This window comes from Amycolatopsis sp. NPDC104863, from assembly GCF_055582965.1.
The window spans coordinates 402,720-419,148 of the sequence record NZ_JBVJOW010000009.1 but is presented as its reverse complement, the minus strand read 5'-3'; the positions used below and the strand labels follow the sequence as shown (position 1 = coordinate 419,148).

Here is a 16,429-nt window from a genome sequence, read left to right as displayed (position 1 = left end):
TCGCGGTCACACCCCTGGTCCGGGCGGGTCAGCTGCCGATGCTCTCCACAACGGCTTCGGCGACGGCCTTCATCGTGGTCCGGCGGTCCATGGCGGTGCGCTGGATCCAGCGGAAGGCGTCCGGTTCGGTGAGGCCCTGCCGGCTCATCAGCAGGCCCTTGGCGCGGTCGATGACCTTGCGCGTCTCGAGCCGGTCGGTGAGCCCGGCAACCTCGGCCTCGAGGGCCTGCAGCTCGGAGAACCGGCTGACGGCGAGCTCGATGGCCGGCACGAGGTCCCGCTTGGCGAACGGCTTGACGAGGTAGGCCATGGTGCCGGCGTCCCGCGCCCGTTCGACGAGGTCCCGCTGGCTGAAGGCGGTGAGGATGACAACGGGGGCGATCCGGTCCCCGGTGATCTTGGACGCGGCTTCGATACCGTCCAGTTTGGGCATCTTGACGTCGAGGATCACGAGATCGGGCTTGAGATCGGTGGCCAGCGCAATGGCCTGCTCACCATCCCCGGCCTCCCCGACGACTTCGTACCCCTCTTCACGCAGCATTTCGACGAGGTCCAGCCGGATGAGCGCCTCATCTTCCGCGACGAGCACCCGACGCTGCGGCACGGTGGCGGCACCGTTGGCCTCGGTAGCCTGATCGGTCACCGGGGTCCTCCTGAAGACTCGGCGGGACGTTGGTCTTCGCGGCTTCCCGCGAACCTGAAGCCTACCGGGAACGATCCAGTTGCCGAGATGGCGTTCACCACGTAGTGGCCTGCACGACACCCCCAGCCCCGGTCACTGCCGGAGGTCGATGATCCCGTAGAGTCACCACGTCACGCCCCCGTAGCCCAACTGGCAGAGGCAACGGATTCAAAACCCGTCCAGTGTGAGTTCGAATCTCACCGGGGGCACTCATGCCGACCGCAGCGGCGGACCATGTTTGCCCAGTCAAGCCGTGTAAGTTCGAACCCCTCAGGGGTAGGACTGGTAGGGCCGGAAGAAGATCCCTGTCTGGGCAGCAATCTCACCATTCCTGACCGCGATCACCGGTCTCTGCGACAAGAACCACTGTCCCAACACTGACCGGGCGTCATGGCCGAGACGCCCAGGCTGGCTCTGGCTACGGCCTACCACTGCTGGCTATGCGCCCGCCCCGGCATCAACGGGCGGCACAGCATCACCACCAACACCCGATGGTCCGGGGTGGGCCGATTCAGCCCAGCGGTGATCGCTCGAAGCGCCGCAATACGGCTTTGGAAGCGATCACCCTGCTCGGCGGTCGACGTCACGCCTCGGGCGCGTGGCCGCAAACGGCCACTCCTACGGTCGAAGACCAGCGAGCCGACATCGAACGCCGAGTCCGCGCCATCCTCTTTCAGGTCCGGGACCGGCCGACCCTGCTGCTCGCGAACCCGGGCAACATGCGGGACTCCTGGCAGTGGCTGGGCAACCGGACATTGGTGAAGGACAAACTGGGCTTCACCGATGAGCCTGATCAGCGAATCGGCGCCTTCGGTGAACACCTGCGGATCGTCCTCGTCCGGGACCGCAACAGCAGGGAAGAAGTACCTCAGTGGTACGCGCCGGGAAAAGACAACGACACACCTGGTTTCGGCGTCGGCCTTTGGGGCGGCCGGGACGCACCAAAGGACAGCCGGGTGTTCGCGAGCACGGCCGACGTGTCCGGCACTTCGAAGGTTCGGCGAGGTCTTCGCAAACTCGGCCGCGAGCCCGAAGCCGGCCCCATGCTCACAGTAGCGGCGTGGAACCCGCAGTTCTTGGAGCTCACCGTGCTCGGCTGCGGCCCGGGCGAAGTCCCCGCAGCCTTGGCCGCAGTGGCTCACCAGCTGAGGTACCACGACGACTACGTACCGCTGAGCCGGCCGCTGCCTATGCACCTGGCGAAGCTGGCCGACGAATATATCAACCCGGTACCGGAAGAACCAACCTCGCCGGAGTGATGGTCGTCCGGTTGCTCGGGAGCTGGACGAGCGCCCGAAGCCGCTTCCGGCTCGCGCCGCTACGACGCGGCGGACTCCGCGACGTCCGAAATCCACGAGCAGTCCACCTCAGCCAGAGATCGCTGTCCACGCCTGCGACCTGGCGCAAGCCACCGAACCGCTGCAGCGGCCGTCACCCGCGCCGACAATGGAGCGGTGAAACCTGATGCCTCGTGACTCCGCCGAGCCGAATGCTAATGATCAGAGGTCAGATCGACGCCTTCCTGAATCACGTGGCCATGATGGACTGGGTGCGTGATCACATCAACGATAAACGCATGCTGATGCCAGTGGGAGGCGGTCCCCTGAAACCAGCCACAGAGTCAGTCACTAGTTGATCAAGGAAGACGCTCGCCAGCCCATTCAAACGTTGCATTGAAGTCGTCGACAGAGCGATATGTCATGATCGATCGTCCAGACCACGACTCACGCGTAAACAGTGGCGAATAGATCACCACTTCATCCATCGAGTCATGGTGATGAGCTAGTCCAATAAACAGGTACAGCAATTCAGAATGGTCTTTGTGGCGGTAGATACCTGGCTGCATGCAAACATCATACCACTAGCACCACCGAGCGCCGCGAGAGCCTTCCAAAAGTGAAGGAACTATGGAATTATCCCTTTCGAAATCGATATCATTTTCCCGCTCGCTGATGAACAAGCCGATGATCAAAAGAGCAACCGATCCCACGCGCTACCTACGCCCCGCCCGCTACCCGTGGCGGGCAGCGATCGAAACTATCGAGCTAGCCAGGGCGACCATGGGCGCCGTACCAGCAAATATCCTAATGATCTTTTCGCCGACCGCCTTCAACTTGGACCGTTCGCCGACCACCGCTGCGTCTGAGAGTTCTTGGCGCAGCTCCTCAGCCTCAGGCGCATCAGACCCCTCAAGCTCGTGCATGAGCTGGGCTACCAGGCTGCGCATCTCGCCAGAATTGATGTTCATGGCATTACCAGAGCCAAATGATACCGCGCTTCGATCGAAGTTGTATACGGGACCATTCATGAGCAGCTTTCCTCCTTGGTTGTCAACCCCAAATAATAGCGCTTGTATGTCTCGGCGAGCTCCAGCTTTCCCCAGACACAGTTCTCGCTCCCCCATAAGGTAGAGACCTAGAATCTCATCATATTCAACGGACGCACCTAGGTCGTCAAGTGGAATGAATTCTGAGATCGAAATATCTCCAAAATCGCTAGCAACAGCACGAATGGCGAGCCGTACGTACCCGAGATAGCTTATCCGCCCGGTGCCCCAACAGTGAATGCGAAGTTGTCGATCACGCTCGTCAGAAATGACGAGTGCCGTTGCATCCACCTGACTGCAACGCAGCAGGGCCCCCCGGCGCCATGATTGGGTGGGGACAACGTCACTAGCGAGGCGCGAGAGAGCGCGAGCGAGAAGGAACGAAGAGTCTCCGCGAACCTGGATAATGTGGTGAACGGCGTGCGCGTCATCGGTCACAAGTTCGAGCGGCGCGAGCTCCGGCAGCAACTCGGGGATGAGGAGCATACCTCCGGGCAGTTCGACGGCAAAGTCGTATGCTTTAAGTGCATCAATGATCAACCGAGTGTCGACCCCGGAGTACTTTTTGAAGTTGCCTAGCAAAGTTCCAACGGCAACATCAGAGATCACTCCACGGGACTCGCGAACGTGACGTGAAGCAATGACCGAGTAGACCCCATCGACAATCCATTGGGGGTCAGTGATTACCGTGCGTGGACGAGTACGACTAAGTAGAACGATGGCGCCCACCCGTGCAAGAAAATTCAGAAGCGATTCTTGTTCGGATGCGTTAGCGCATCCTTCACAGCGACAGATCTCTCGAAATGTATCTACGCTTATATGTGGCTGCTTGGAGCCAATTAGGCGATCGTGGACGAGCGCCCAAGACACAGGCACAGTTAGGTTATTTGCTCGCATACCTACTAGAGATTCAGCAACTCGACGGATATCACGGCCGAGCTGGACAATTCCGCGACCCGTCTTACAAGAGGTTTCAAAGTAACCCGATATACAATGATACTTACTAGATAAGAATCGTCGATCGATATCGGCAGAGTCGTCGAGGTCACGCTTGTTAAGCACGACGACGACGTGGGCATCCGGATTGGCTCCTTGAATAATCTGCAGCCAGTATTCAAGTTCGTCGGGGTACCGGGCATCGACCACAACGAGATAGAGCTCTCCCCCACCAAGAAACAGACGATGGGCGGCATGCATGTGATCTTGCCCGCCGAAATCCCAAAAAAGTAATTTCGGCCCAGCTTCAACGCCTCGCCAATCGGAGATCTCTACACCGAGAGTTTCGCGTCGGCGAGCGTCGAATCGATCGCTAACTAGGCGAGCAATGACAGACGTCTTGCCTACACGAGGCTGCCCAAGTACGAGAACTCGAATCTGCCGTTGAAGTTGAGCTGCGCCACTATCGAGAGCGTAAAAATAGGCGCGAATATCAGCTAAACCACGACTCGCCACCTCGATAGGCGGAATGGAGAGAGGGTTATCATAAACCCAGAACGACTTCAGATCTCCGAGGCGCGTAATCGAACTGGGTAATTCTTGCAGCTGATTTCCACTAATAGCAAGGCTCTCCAATGATGGCAAATTCCCGATGTTTTCAGGGAGACTCTGCAGATCGTTTCCACTGATGTAGAGATTCCGCAACGAAGGCAAGTTCGCGATCGAAGGCGACAGCTCGCGAATGGAATTCTCACTCACGTCCAACTCGTCCAAGGCAGTGAGCTCATAGACTGAATCCGGAAGCGCATTGATTCGGTTATTTCGCAAGTTTAGCGTCCGCAAATTGCCAAGTCGCCCGATGGTCGCCGGAATTTCTTGTATGAAGTTTCGACTAGCATATAAACCACGAAGTTCACGGAAATTTCCGACCCTGACAGGCAGCTCACTAATCCGATTTCTAGACAGCTGCAACTCTCGTAGCGTTCGCAGACCCAGGACCACGTCGGGTACCGATTCAAATTCATTTCGACTTAAATTTATTGTCTCAACGGACACTAGATTTTCAAATGACACCGGAATATCTTCAATGCCGCGGGAGCTGATATCAAGTTGACATATGCTACCCAGCACTTCAGCATTAAGATCAGCTGGCGCGATGGTACCACCGGAAGCAGTCGACATCCCTGCGTCAATTCCCTGAAGCCATTCAACTAGCTCTTGACTCATCCGCCCGCACCCCACCGAGGAGCGAATGCAGCGTCAATATCCTCAAGCGCCGAGGCGATACCATTTCTGGCCTGAAAGAGATTGCGACCAACGCAGACTCCACCAAAGCCAACGCGAGCGGCTTGTTCAAGACTCGCAGCAAACTGACCCCCCGACGGGCCACCCGCAAAGAGCACCGGCACTCCCATGCCGACCAGGGCATCTGGCTCAAGTTCGTCAAGTACGTTGCCAGCCGCCACTTTTAGAAGATCGCTACCCAGTTCAGCAAAAGCGCGAATAGTATTCAACAGTTCGCCAACGGTCGCCCAGGTGTCACGATTAATCATGAGAAGCACTGGCAATCCAAACCTGTGACAATCCTCGACAATACGCGCAATTGAGTCCGCGACCTGAATCTGATCGTACGCAGGAGACAACTGCACACTAATAGCATCTGCACCGAATGCAAGAGAGGATTCCAGGCTGGCTAACACAACCCGGGGAGCGCCGTGCGCGCTAAATAAAGGCATCCCGACCATTTGAGCTATGATATGTAGACTAGCCGGCGGGTCAACTTGGTAAATTGCACCCGAATTCAAAACAACCGCCGGAATTCCCACAGCGGCCGCCTGTTCGCATATCAAAGATAATGCTTCTAACGTCGGAATTCCATCCACTACCCCAGAGGAAAGTCCGTGATCAAGAGCCATGATACAGTAGAAGCCTGATCTCTGAAGACGCCGGAGGCGCCGCTGAATGCCGGAACGGATCATTTTGCCCTCCGCGTGACGTACCGCCAGCCTAGACTCCGCGATGATCTTCAAGCACCTCAAGCAAGATGCCGTCCGGATCTTTTAAGAAAAAATAGCGCACGCCGGTCTTTCCATCTGTGACCGATGCAGATGATATGAGTCCATCGGCGTGAAGTTTTTTAGCGGTTTCGTCGATCGACTCGACTTGAAGCCCGAAGTGCTTCACGCCCACCCGAGGCAAATCTGTACTCAACTGCTTTGATGTCTCGGGTGCCTGTACGTGTTCGCGGTACCAGAAAATCTCAAGAACTGCCCCACCAAGCCGTAGGTGTCGAATCTCAACACTGCCGTCTTCTGCTCTCCACTGATGGACAATCTCGAACCCGAAGTACTCGTAGAATTCGGTACTGCGGTTGATGTCGACACAGCTAATAGCAACGTGATGCAGCCTAAATTCCAATGTTTCTCCTCCGTCGATGGATCTCGTTGCAGTCAGTCACCGCCGCTGACAGTATGCCGGGGAAGCACTAGCTACTCAAGCGGTCTACCCCGTTGCCGACGGCAGCCTTCTGGTTGAGACATGATCAGTCGCTGGCGCTGACCCCGCGGTCTGTCACCAGGTGTCGCACAGGACACTCCCGCGGTGCGGGAGCTGAGATGGCATCCCATCTGATGTCCGCAGGATGCCATCTGTCACGTTATTGACCACTTTTCGTCGGTTTTCGACCGACGCCGTCATACTCCCCGGAGGCCGGAACCGTCGCCGGCATGGCGCGACACAACGTCGACTATTCCGCTCGCCTGCGGGTACGACTGATCGAAGAGGCTCTGAGAGCGGACGAATTTGCCATGGCGATGGTGCCCTACACATCCAACTGGCCCACGTTCCATGACCAGCTGCACTACACCCGGCCAGCTCGTTGGGCTGGCGGCAAACCCGAGTTAGTGGCCACGCGAGCACATGTAGATTTCTCGACAGCTGATCGGACCGGAAGCAGCACACCGAACTCGCCCAGACAGAGAGCGAGGCTGAGGACATTGCCAAATCCGAACTAGAACATCAGCCCACCACCCGTCCCCATGATCAGAGACACAGCCTGGACAACAGTCGCCGAATCCGGATAGTGAATTACGTGTAGGAGCTGTCACCATGCCTTCCCGCTCCGTGCGTCGAGTCGGAAGCTGCTCTCTCTGACCGACGCCCCGCCGCAAGTCCGCCGCTCAGAGGCGGAGCCGTCTGTTCGCTCCCCCTACGGAAGAATCAAATCCGCCAATCTTGCTCATCGCCCCCCGTTACCTTTTTCGTGGCTCCCGACCAGGGAGTTGTGGTCACCAGGCCCGGCATGACTCAAGTCCCCAGTCGCAGCCATGATCCGGGGGGGGTGTCACCGGACCTGGTGGCATCGAGGGACCGCTGATAGGGACACGGCCACCAGCGCTTGGTAGGTCTCGTCGTAACGTGGCTGCCGGCCATCGATGCCCAACCCGGTGACCACGTCGCGACGAACGAACGGCTGGTGGATGAACAGCAGCTTCGGGGTGTTCCTCGGCCTGGACGTCGGCAAAGACGCCCACCACGCAGTCGGCCTCGACCCGACGGGGCAAGCGCCTGCATGACGGACCGCTGCCCAACACCGAACCGAAGCTGAAGGCCTTGTTCGACAAGCTCGCCCAGCACGGGACACTGCTGGTCGTGGTCGACCAGCCCGCCACGATCGGGGCGCTGCCGGTCACGGTCGCCCGCGCGGCTGGCCATCAGGTGGCTTATCTGCCCGGGCTGGCGATGCGCCGCATCGCCGACCTCTATCCGGGCCGGGCGAAGACCGATGCCCGGGACGCGTTCGTCATCGCCGACGCCGCCCGTTCCCTGCCCCGTACGCTGCGGCCGGTCGACGTCGGCGACGAGACATTGGCCGAGCTGGACGTGCTAGTCGGGTTCGACGACGCCCTGGCCGGCGAGGCCACCCGGATCAGCAACCGCATCCGCGGCCTGCTCACCGGCATCCACCCCGCCCTCGAACACGCCATCGGTCCGCGGATCAGCCACCCAGCGGTGCTGGAAATCCTCTCGCGCTGCGGCGGCCTGGCCGGCATCACCCAGGCCGGACGCCGCAAACTGACCGCGATCGCCAAGGTCCACGCGCCCCGCATGGGCGAGCGGCTGGTCGAGGCGATCATGACTGCGCTGGCCGAGCAGACCGTCACCGTCCCGGGCACCGCCGCCACGGACACGGTCTTGCCGCGACTGGCGGACAGCCTGAAGACCGTTCTCCAGCAACGGTAACAGGTTGCTGAGCAGGTTGAGGGGATACTTGATGCCCACCCTCTTGCCGGGGTCCTGACCTCGATGCCCGGCATCGGCGTCAGGACCGCAGCCCGCATCCTGCTCGAGGTCGGCGACGCCTCCAACTTCGCCTCCTCCGGGCACCTGGCCGCTTACGCCGGGATCGCCCCGGTCACCCGCAGCTCCGGGAGCAGCATCAGAGGCGAGCATCCGGCTCGGACCGGCAATCGGAAGCTGAAACGGGCGTTCTTCCTCGCTGCGTTCGCTGCTCTGCACGATCCGACCAGCAGGGCCTACTACGACCGCAAACGATCCGAGGGGCAAGAAGCACAACGCCGCCCTGATCTGCCTGGCCCGCCGCCGCTGCGACGTGCTCTACGCGATGCTCCGCAACGGCACCCACTACCGACACCCCGAACTCGCCCCGGCTTGACAACCACATAGGGACACCCTCCCCCCGCGGCCGACGCTCATCACCAGTCTCACGTCGACTCGAATCAGCAACCCGTCGGGCACGACGATCGGTGTGATTGCCGCCGGAATCTCACCCGGGGGCACTGATGTCGACCCGCAGAAATGACCCCCGACCAGGCATTACCTGGACGGGGGCCGTTCTCGTCCGGTCCGGCTGTCAGCTCTCCCAGCCGCGAGCCTCACCCCACGCGGCTGCGATCTCGCTGTGCTGTCAAGACGGCAGGCCCAAGATCCCGTGCCGTCCCGCTCGTGAAGCGACGATCTCGACGAAATGCTGCAAGACGACGAACGGCAGCGTCTGCGCCCCGTCGAAGAAGACGTCCGCCGGCTTCTCTTCTTCGGGCGCGTAGACAATTACCGTCACGGCGGTCGGCCCTGGAGCCGGTGAAGCAGGAGTAGAAGCCGAGCCTGGAACCGTACGCGCCTCACTGAGCTCGAAATAGGTGGCCCGGTCCTCGCCTTGGCCGGTCTCGATGATTGAACAGCAGTACAAGCAGCCATCGAATTCCCAAGTCACGAGAGACATGGCCGGGATGCTGTCACATCTGCGTCCGCCGGCCACCCCAGTTCCCCATCCCTCCCACCCGAGCGCCTTCTCGATACGGTCGTGAGCGGCCGACTCCAGGCGGTGCCCACTCGGCACTTTGCGTTGAGGGCACCCCGCGGCCAGCCACGTGGACACAGGCGTGCCGAAGGTCGTAGGGACGCGCGACGTGACGCTCACCCGTGGGATGCTCCCCCAGGCCGCGAACCCAGGGAGAGCCCGGTGGACCGCATACCCGAGATTGCGATGTACTACCCGTACATCCACGTACGAGACGACAGCTGGCTCAAGGCCGCAGCACTTTACTGGCCTAGGCTCGCGCGGCTCGCGCCGACGGGGTTTCCCCGATACGACTCCGAAGTCGCCAAGACCCTGGACGGCGAACTCGGGTTCTTCCTCAACATCGAACCGCCCGCAGCACAGGTGAACGAAGTCGCCACGGAGTTTCTGGAGTTTCTCGCCCTTGAACATCGTGCGCTCAAGCAGCACTACGAACCGGGTCGCAAGAGTGCTCCACTCTGGCGCGATGCCGTCGATGAGATGGAAGACGCCTATCTCCACCAGTTCCACGGTTCCGTTCACACCAGCAAGATGACGGCCGAACTCCAGCGTGAGCTTGTCCGCCGCGGGCTTGGCGACGCCGTGGACGACAAGACCTGGATGACCACCCACCCCGCGATCAGCGCGGCGTACGCCACCGCTCTCGTGGATCGCGTCGCGAAGGCGAACCAGCTGGCCGTTGTCACCGATCAGCCGAAGCTTCACGAACTGCACGGCGGCGGGGCCGAGACCGACTTCACCGGCACGCTCCTCGGAAATCGACCTTCCGGGACCCGGCACAAAACAGAGGACGTCGCCGAGCTCTATGCGGCTCTCGCGGTCGAGGCCGTCATTCCCCGGGACATCGAACACGTGCCCGTGGCGAAGATCGTCAAGGCGCGGAGCAAGCTGGCCGTCGAGTTCCAGGTGTTTCGCGAGCACCTCGGCACCCTCGCCGAAGAGTTCGAAAGCCTTTCCCAGGTGGAAAACCTGACGATTCTCCGGGAACGGCTCCGGATGCTGGTCGACCGGGATCTCCGGCGGCCGACCGCCGCACTGCAGCGCAGCCTTCGGCAACTGGGCCTCGAACCGGCCGGTGCGGTGCTGGGACTGAACACCCTGGCGCTGCCCGCTCTTGCCGCTGCCGCGACGACGGCCGCCGGTGTGCCCGTTGTCGCCGGTGAAGCCGGGCTTGTCACGGCTCGGCTTGTCGCCGCCGGGACCCGAGCCCGGGCCAAACGGCGTGACGCTCGTCAGAACAGCCCGGTGGGGTACCTGCTCGGGCTGAAGCGGCACGTCGGCCGCCGGGGTCTTGTCGAACGCATTCGACGCTAAGCCTCCGGCTTGGGCTCGTCCGGGACCGCGACCAGGCTGATCACCCGGCGAACGCGGCCCTCGTGGGCACTACCGATCCTCGAGACCACCGCCCGCTCGATCTCCTCGATCATCACGTCGAACTCTTCCTCCGTCAGCCACACCGCCGCCTGGCGGTAGACCACGCCGTCCGTATTCGGGTTGGCCTTCTTGTTGCTCAGGTAGCGGTCGAAGTCGCCCATCAGGGAGGCCGCGAACGTGGTGAAGCCGCGTAGGTGGTCCTCTCGCGACATCGTCGCGCGCGCCGCCGGGTCTACCGATCCCTCCTCCTCGCGGATCCGGTAGCTGCGCTCCGTCGTGCCGCGCACCCGCCGTTCCTCCGCCACCTCCAGCACGCCGGCCTCGGCCAGCACCGCGATCTGGCGGTACATCGTCGCCGCCGGGATGTCGGGGAGGCGCTCGCGCAGCTGCGCTGTTGTCAGCGGGTCCCCGTCGAAGAGCGCTTGCAGGATGCGCATCCGGACGGGGTGCAGGAGGAGGTCCGCGGTCGCCATGGACGAATGTTCTCACATGCGATACTGTTCTCACCGCTGAGAATGTTCGCACGAACGAGAATGATGGGGGACACCGATGCGGGACGTCGCCATGACGGCCACCGCGGACGACGGACTGCGCCTGGCCGGCACCCTGACCCTGCCCACGGGCGCCGGCCCGCACCCCGCCGTCCTGCTGCTGCACGGATCCGGGCCGCTGGACCGCGACGGCAACACCGGCCGGCTCCGCATGGCGTCCGGGCCGGCGCTGGCCACCGCGCTCGCGGCGGACGGCATCGCCTCTTTCCGTTACGACCGCCGGGGTGTCGGCGCCACCCCCGGCGACTGGCGCGCGACCGGCTTCACCGACAACCGGAGTGACGCCGTCGCCGCCTTGCGCGCGCTGGCCGCGTGGCCCGGCATCCGCGCCGACGCCGTCGGCGTGGTCGGGCACAGCGAAGGCGCGGTGCACGCCATGGCGCTCGGCGCCCGCCCGGAGGTCGCCGCGGTCGTGCTGCTGGCCGGGTTCGCGCGCCCCGGCGAGGACGCGCTGCGCCGGCAGGCCGGGACGATCGTGCGCGAGCTCCCCTCGTTCGCCCGGCCGGTCGTGCGGGCCTTCGGCGAGCGGCAGCTGGCGCGGATCAAGGCGACGACCACGGACGTCACCCGCGTCGCCGGACGGCCGGTGAACGCCCGGTGGCTGCGCGAACTGCTCACCCACGACCCGCGCGCGGGCCTGGCCGACATCCGCGTGCCGGTCCTCGCGATCACCGGCGGCAAGGACGTCCAGGTCGACCCCGCGGACCTCGACGTCGTCCGCGACCTCGTGCCCGGCGCGGCCGAGGTCCACCGGATCGCCGACCTGACCCACCTGCTGCGCCGCGATCCCGGCCGGCCGTCGGTGCGGTTCTACCGCCGGCAGCTGCGCCGTCCCGTCGACCCCGAACTGCTCAGCCGGGTTTCCGGCTGGCTCGCCCGAAACCTCTGAAAGGCACCCGAAAGTGACCATCGTTTCCCCGGCGCGGCCGAAAACCGGCCTCGCGCTTTTCTGGACCGTCACGTTCACGACGAGCTGGGCCTGCTGGCTCGTCGCGATCCTGCTCGGCGGCGCGCCGACGTCGTCGCCGACGCTCATCCCCTACCTGCTCGGCGGGTTCGGCCCGGTGATCGGCGCGCTCGTGCTCCGGATCCGTCGCGCCCGTCGCGGTGAGCCCGCCCCCGAACACGCGACCCGCTCGCGCTGGCTCTGGGTGCTGCCGCTGCTGGTGCTGGCTTCGGCCACCGTCGTGGCCGCCGCCTTCCTCGCCCACTCCCTCGGTGGGCCCACGCCGGACCTGACGGGGAGCCGGAGCCTGATCGCGAGCGTCGGCGGGCTCGCCCCGTTCCTCGTCAGCATGCTGGTCGGCGGCCCGCTGGCCGAGGAACCCGGCTGGCGCGGCACGGCGTACCCGCGCCTGCGCGCGTCGATGTCCCGCGTCCAGGCCGGTCTGCTGCTGGGCGAGGTGTGGGCGGTGTGGCACCTGCCGCTGTTCTTCATCCCCGGCACGGTCCAGGCGGGGTTCGGCCTGCTCAGCTGGAGCGGCCTGCTGTTCACCCTCAGCGTGGTCCCGATGGCGCTGCTGACCGCCTACGCCTACGAGCGCGGCGGTGTCGCGGCGTCGATCGCCGTCCACTTCGGAGTGAACACGACGATCGCGCTGCTGACCGTCACTTCGCCGCCGGCGCAGGCACTTGTGCTCGCGGTGCAGGCCGTAGTCGCGTTTGGACTGTTCTCTCGGGAGAGAAAACCGGCCCCTCAGGCCATTTCGAGCACGGCCCGGTAGCGGGCGCGGCCGGCGCGAACGACGGAGATCGCTTTGTCGATCTCCGCCACCGGGAACGTCTCGACCTGCGGGCCGATCCCGTGGCGGGCGGCGAAGTCCAGCATCAGCCGGGTTTCGCTCGGGGACGCGGGCACTCCGCCGGAGATCGTCTTCTCGGCCGGCAGCAAGTGCATCGGGTGCACGGAGATCGCGTCGGACGGCACCCCGACGATGCTGAGCCTGCCCTGCGGGACGAGCAGGTTGACGTAGTCGTCCCAGGGCAGGTTCGCCGAGACGGTCGACAGGACGAAGTCGAACGATCCGGCAGCGGCCGCTAGCGCGCCTTCCTCGTTCGTCGCGATGAACGAGGAAGCGCCGAAGCGACGCGCGTCGTCTTCTTTGGCGCGCGACGTCGAGATCGCGGTGACGTCGCATCCCCACCGCGCGAGAAACTGGAGGGCCAGGTGCCCGAGCCCGCCGATGCCGACGACGGCGACGCGGTCGACCGGGCGGACGCCGTGCCGGATCAACGGGGCGAAGACGGTCACCCCGGCGCACATCATCGGCGCGGCCTGCTCGGACGGGATCGCGTCGGGAATCGGGTAGGCCATGCGCCAGTCCGAGACACGCAGCAGTTCGGTGAACGCGCCCCGGTCGCCGCGCATCACCGTGTCGTCGCGGCGGGCGCAGAGGTTGTGGCGGCCGCTCACGCACTGCGGGCACCGGAAGCACGCGCCGGCGATCGCGCCGACACCCACCCGGGCGCCGATCTGTAGCAGCTCCGGATCGACGGAGGAGCCGATCGCCTCGACCACGCCGACGGCTTCGTGGCCGGCGACGCACGGGAACCGGGTGATGCCGAACTCGTCGTCGATCTGGCCGATGTCGGTGTGGCAGACCCCGCAGTGCGTGACGCGGACGTCGGCCTCCACCGGGCCGGGTTCACCGCTTTCGCGCTCGTACGGTTCGAGGGGCGAACCCGCGGAGCGAGCCGCGTAGGAGGTGACGAGCATGGTGTCCCTTCCTCTCGGTCGTTCGCTTTCCAGCCACCGAGCGCCACCCCCTGGATCCCCTCCGCGACGCCCGGCTCCTCGACGCGGCTCTGGAGCTCGTCGCCGAGTCGGGGTACGTGTCGATGACGGTGGACGCCGTGGCCGCCCGGGCCGGGGCTTCGAAGGCGACCATCTACCGGCGGTGGCGCAACAAGCGCGAGATCATGCTCGCCGCGATGGCCCGCTACCACGGCAAGCAGACGCCGTGGTCGGTCGACACCGGGACGTTCCGCGGCGACCTGCTCGCGCACGTCCAGCGGCTGTCCGACGTCCTCAACGGCTTCGACGGCCGGCTCGCGGTCGGTCTTGTGCAGGCACGCGCGTCCGACCCGGAGCTGATCGACGAGCTCGAGACGCGGTCCGCCAGCGGTGCGCGGCTCCCGCCCGAGGTCGTCGACCGGGCGCTCGAGCGGGGCGAGCTGAGCCACCGGGTGAACCATCACCTGTTCGAAGAGGTGGTCGCCTCGGCGCTGTTCATGCGCTGGCTGTGGCGGCTGCCGATGGACTCCGCGTTCCTCGAGCACGTGGTCGACGACCTCGCCCTGCCGGTGCTGCGCGCCAGCGAGCTCGACACCCCGAGCTGACGGGTCAGAGACCGCGGCGCAGTGTTTCGGCCGCGGACTCGAGATCGGCGCGGACGGCCCGCGCGATGCGAGCCGCGCTCCCCTCGTCGAGGTGACGCTGGAGGCTGTGGGCGTGGACATTCCACAACCCGGCGACCGCCGCCGCGGTGATGCGGACAGCGGGGTCGGCCGCCGGGGCGCCGGACCGGCCGGCGAGCGCGGTCGCCGCCGCGTCGGTCAGCCGTTCGTGGGCTTCACGGCCGTGCGCCACCAGGGCCGGGGTCGAGCGGATCAGCCGGCCGAACCGGCGCACCGCCAGCAGTCCGTGCTGCCGGGCCGACGCGACCAGGAAGTCGAGTTCCGTGCCGAGCACCGCCAGGGCCACGTCGAGCGGCGCGGTCGCGGGATCCGCGAGCCCCTCGGCCAGCGCGTCGATCTGCACGTCCCACCGGTCGGCCAGCAGGGCTTCCTTGCTGCCGAAGTGGTTGAAGACGGTCTTTTCGGTGACCCCGCAGGCGCGCGCGACGTCGGCGACGCGGACGGCCTCGAACCCCTGTTCCACGAACATCCGGGTCGCCGTCGCGGACAGCAGCTCCCGCAGCTCGCGCTTCCGCCGGTCTCGCAACGACTCCACCACGCCATCGTACAGCGCGAGTACTGTTTACAGTGACTGTAACTTTTACGGCCACTGGAGGCACCGCATGAGTGAGTTCGAGGTCGTCCGCGAGTACGCCCACCCCCGGGCGCGGGTCTGGCAGGCCCTCACCGACCCGGCCCTGGTCCCCCGCTGGACGTCGACCGGCCGCGGCGGCCGTCCCGAAGGCTTCACCGCGGAGGTGGGCACGAGATTCCGGTTCGTCGGCCGCCCGGTCCCGGGCTGGGACGGCATCGTCCGCTGCGAGGTCCTCGCAGCGGACGCGCCGGAACTGCTGAGCTTCAGCTGGCGCAACCAGGAAGCCGACACCCCGAGCACGGTGGTGTGCCGGCTGGCCGAGACCGCCGCCGGAACCCGGCTGACCTACCACCACACCGGGTTCCGCGGTGCCGGCGGTTTCCTGATGGCCCGCCTGCTGCACCGGGTCCGGCGCCGCATGCTCACCGAAGGGCTGCCGAAAGTCTTGGCCGAGCGAGACTGGTAGCCGCGGGTCAGAAACCCGGGAACACGCGACGCAGGTCGTCGAGCGTGACGTTGCCTTCGACGGTGACGCCGCGGTCGTACGGCGCCTTGAGCCGGCCGCTGACCAGCCGGACGAACGCCTCCGCCGGGCCGTTGAACGTCGCGGACGGCGCCTCGAGGTGGTCGACCACCGTGACGGCGTCGTCGATCACCAGGCCGCCGCCGGGCACCGCGATCGACACCGGGTCCGCGAGCTCGGCCGGCTTCGCCAGGAAGCTCAGCATGAACCCGACCGGCCCGGTGAGGAGGTCGAGCAGCACCGCGGCCGAACCGGCGTTCACCCCGGCGTCGGGATCGAAGGCCACACGCACGTCCCAGGAGTGGTTGGCCACCTCGCTGAGCCGCATGCCGACGGCGGTCAGCAGCGGGACCGGCTCCGGCAGGAACCCGAGGTCGACGGTCAGCGACGTGCGCTGCTCGGGCGTGAGCGCCTCGACCGTCTCGAGCCAGCGGGCGTTGTGCTCCAGGAAGCCCTCGGCCTGCTCTCGCGGCGTGGAACCGTCCCAGCGGGCCCAGATCGTCTGGTTCTCTTCGGCCGGCACGGTCTCGCCGGCGGCCCGGGCGATCGGCGCGCGGCCGATCTCCGCGCCGCTGCCGAGGTGGGAAAGCGCCTGGGCGACGGTCCATTCGGAAGCGCCGCTGGTGGTGGCCAGCTGGGCGTCGGTGAGGACGCTGGCGAGGGCGGCGAGCGTGTCGTGCTCGGAACGGAGGGCGGCGATCGTGCGGTCCACGAGTTCACTCATGC

Annotated in this window: 16 protein-coding genes, 1 tRNA gene and 1 pseudogene; 8 read left to right on the top strand and 10 right to left on the bottom strand. The window is 64.9% G+C overall.

Going from position 1 to position 16,429, the window contains the following annotated elements:
• Nucleotides 1-28: 28 nt before the first annotated feature.
• The gene (locus tag ACZ63J_RS40680; protein ID WP_020646628.1) at nt 29-643 is read right to left on the bottom strand and encodes an ANTAR domain-containing response regulator; all 615 of its coding nucleotides are present in this window, start codon (nt 641-643) and stop codon (nt 29-31) included.
• A gap of 174 nt (nt 644-817) precedes the next feature.
• On the opposite strand from ACZ63J_RS40680, the gene ACZ63J_RS40675 reads away from it, so the two are divergent.
• Both ACZ63J_RS40675 and ACZ63J_RS40670 read left to right on the top strand, forming a co-directional pair.
• A tRNA-Leu gene (locus ACZ63J_RS40675) sits at nt 818-891 on the top strand.
• A gap of 342 nt (nt 892-1,233) precedes the next feature.
• Nucleotides 1,234-1,941: an RNAseH domain-containing protein gene (locus tag ACZ63J_RS40670; RefSeq protein WP_465405508.1), complete on the top strand. Its 708-nt coding sequence runs from the start codon at nt 1,234-1,236 to the stop codon at nt 1,939-1,941.
• Nucleotides 1,942-2,318: 377 nt separating this feature from the next.
• Here the strand turns inward: ACZ63J_RS40670 and ACZ63J_RS40665 are convergent, their stop codons facing one another.
• The 4 genes from ACZ63J_RS40665 to ACZ63J_RS40650 form a co-directional block, all read right to left on the bottom strand.
• Nucleotides 2,319-2,528, bottom strand: coding sequence for a DUF1653 domain-containing protein (locus ACZ63J_RS40665; RefSeq protein WP_465405507.1), 210 nt, complete (start codon nt 2,526-2,528; stop codon nt 2,319-2,321).
• Nucleotides 2,529-2,693: 165 nt separating this feature from the next.
• Complete coding sequence (locus tag ACZ63J_RS40660; RefSeq protein WP_465405505.1) at nt 2,694-5,171, bottom strand: leucine-rich repeat domain-containing protein; 2,478 nt, start codon at nt 5,169-5,171, stop codon at nt 2,694-2,696.
• Entirely contained in the window at nt 5,168-5,923 is a 756-nt protein-coding gene (locus ACZ63J_RS40655; protein ID WP_465405503.1) for a hypothetical protein, read from the bottom strand. Before ACZ63J_RS40655 ends, ACZ63J_RS40660 begins: the two co-directional genes overlap by 4 nt.
• A 28-nt stretch (nt 5,924-5,951) precedes the next feature.
• Nucleotides 5,952-6,362, bottom strand: coding sequence for a VOC family protein (locus tag ACZ63J_RS40650; RefSeq protein WP_465405501.1), 411 nt, complete (start codon nt 6,360-6,362; stop codon nt 5,952-5,954).
• Between the two features lie 1,061 nt (nt 6,363-7,423).
• On the opposite strand from ACZ63J_RS40650, the pseudogene ACZ63J_RS40645 reads away from it, so the two are divergent.
• Nucleotides 7,424-8,619: pseudogene (locus tag ACZ63J_RS40645) on the top strand (IS110 family RNA-guided transposase).
• Between the two features lie 252 nt (nt 8,620-8,871).
• Here ACZ63J_RS40645 and ACZ63J_RS40640 read toward each other — a convergent pair.
• Entirely contained in the window at nt 8,872-9,186 is a 315-nt protein-coding gene (locus ACZ63J_RS40640; RefSeq protein ID WP_465405499.1) for a hypothetical protein, read from the bottom strand.
• A gap of 240 nt (nt 9,187-9,426) precedes the next feature.
• Here ACZ63J_RS40640 and ACZ63J_RS40635 point away from each other — a divergent pair, with 240 nt between their 5' ends.
• Nucleotides 9,427-10,578, top strand: coding sequence for a DUF6236 family protein (locus ACZ63J_RS40635; RefSeq protein ID WP_465405497.1), 1,152 nt, complete (start codon nt 9,427-9,429; stop codon nt 10,576-10,578).
• Here ACZ63J_RS40635 and ACZ63J_RS40630 read toward each other — a convergent pair.
• Nucleotides 10,575-11,111 (bottom strand): helix-turn-helix domain-containing protein, encoded by a 537-nt coding sequence (locus tag ACZ63J_RS40630; RefSeq protein ID WP_465405495.1) that lies wholly within the window; start codon nt 11,109-11,111, stop codon nt 10,575-10,577. The two genes, ACZ63J_RS40635 and ACZ63J_RS40630, sit on opposite strands and share 4 nt — an antisense overlap.
• A gap of 76 nt (nt 11,112-11,187) precedes the next feature.
• Between ACZ63J_RS40630 and ACZ63J_RS40625 the strand changes: the two genes are divergently transcribed.
• Nucleotides 11,188-12,078: an alpha/beta hydrolase gene (locus ACZ63J_RS40625; protein WP_465405493.1), complete on the top strand. Its 891-nt coding sequence runs from the start codon at nt 11,188-11,190 to the stop codon at nt 12,076-12,078.
• A 13-nt stretch (nt 12,079-12,091) separates the two neighbouring features.
• The gene (locus tag ACZ63J_RS40620) at nt 12,092-12,913 is read left to right on the top strand and encodes a lysostaphin resistance A-like protein (protein WP_465405491.1); all 822 of its coding nucleotides are present in this window, start codon (nt 12,092-12,094) and stop codon (nt 12,911-12,913) included.
• Here the strand turns inward: ACZ63J_RS40620 and ACZ63J_RS40615 are convergent.
• Nucleotides 12,886-13,905, bottom strand: a complete 1,020-nt coding sequence (locus tag ACZ63J_RS40615; protein ID WP_465405489.1) for an NAD(P)-dependent alcohol dehydrogenase — start codon at nt 13,903-13,905, stop codon at nt 12,886-12,888. The genes ACZ63J_RS40620 and ACZ63J_RS40615 overlap by 28 nt on opposite strands.
• Before the next feature lie 50 nt (nt 13,906-13,955).
• On the opposite strand from ACZ63J_RS40615, the gene ACZ63J_RS40610 reads away from it, so the two are divergent.
• On the top strand, nt 13,956-14,528 hold the full coding sequence (locus ACZ63J_RS40610) for a TetR/AcrR family transcriptional regulator (RefSeq protein WP_465405668.1): 573 nt from the start codon (nt 13,956-13,958) through the stop codon (nt 14,526-14,528).
• Nucleotides 14,529-14,532: 4 nt separating this feature from the next.
• Here the strand turns inward: ACZ63J_RS40610 and ACZ63J_RS40605 are convergent, their stop codons facing one another.
• A complete protein-coding gene (locus ACZ63J_RS40605; protein WP_465405488.1) occupies nt 14,533-15,141 on the bottom strand; it encodes a TetR/AcrR family transcriptional regulator in 609 nt (202 codons plus the stop codon).
• Between the two features lie 67 nt (nt 15,142-15,208).
• Here ACZ63J_RS40605 and ACZ63J_RS40600 point away from each other — a divergent pair, with 67 nt between their 5' ends.
• Nucleotides 15,209-15,646 (top strand): SRPBCC family protein, encoded by a 438-nt coding sequence (locus ACZ63J_RS40600; protein WP_465405486.1) that lies wholly within the window; start codon nt 15,209-15,211, stop codon nt 15,644-15,646.
• Nucleotides 15,647-15,653: 7 nt separating this feature from the next.
• On the opposite strand, the gene ACZ63J_RS40595 is transcribed toward ACZ63J_RS40600, so the two are convergent.
• Nucleotides 15,654-16,427, bottom strand: coding sequence for a maleylpyruvate isomerase family mycothiol-dependent enzyme (locus ACZ63J_RS40595; protein WP_465405484.1), 774 nt, complete (start codon nt 16,425-16,427; stop codon nt 15,654-15,656).
• Between the last annotated feature and the right edge of the window lie 2 nt (nt 16,428-16,429).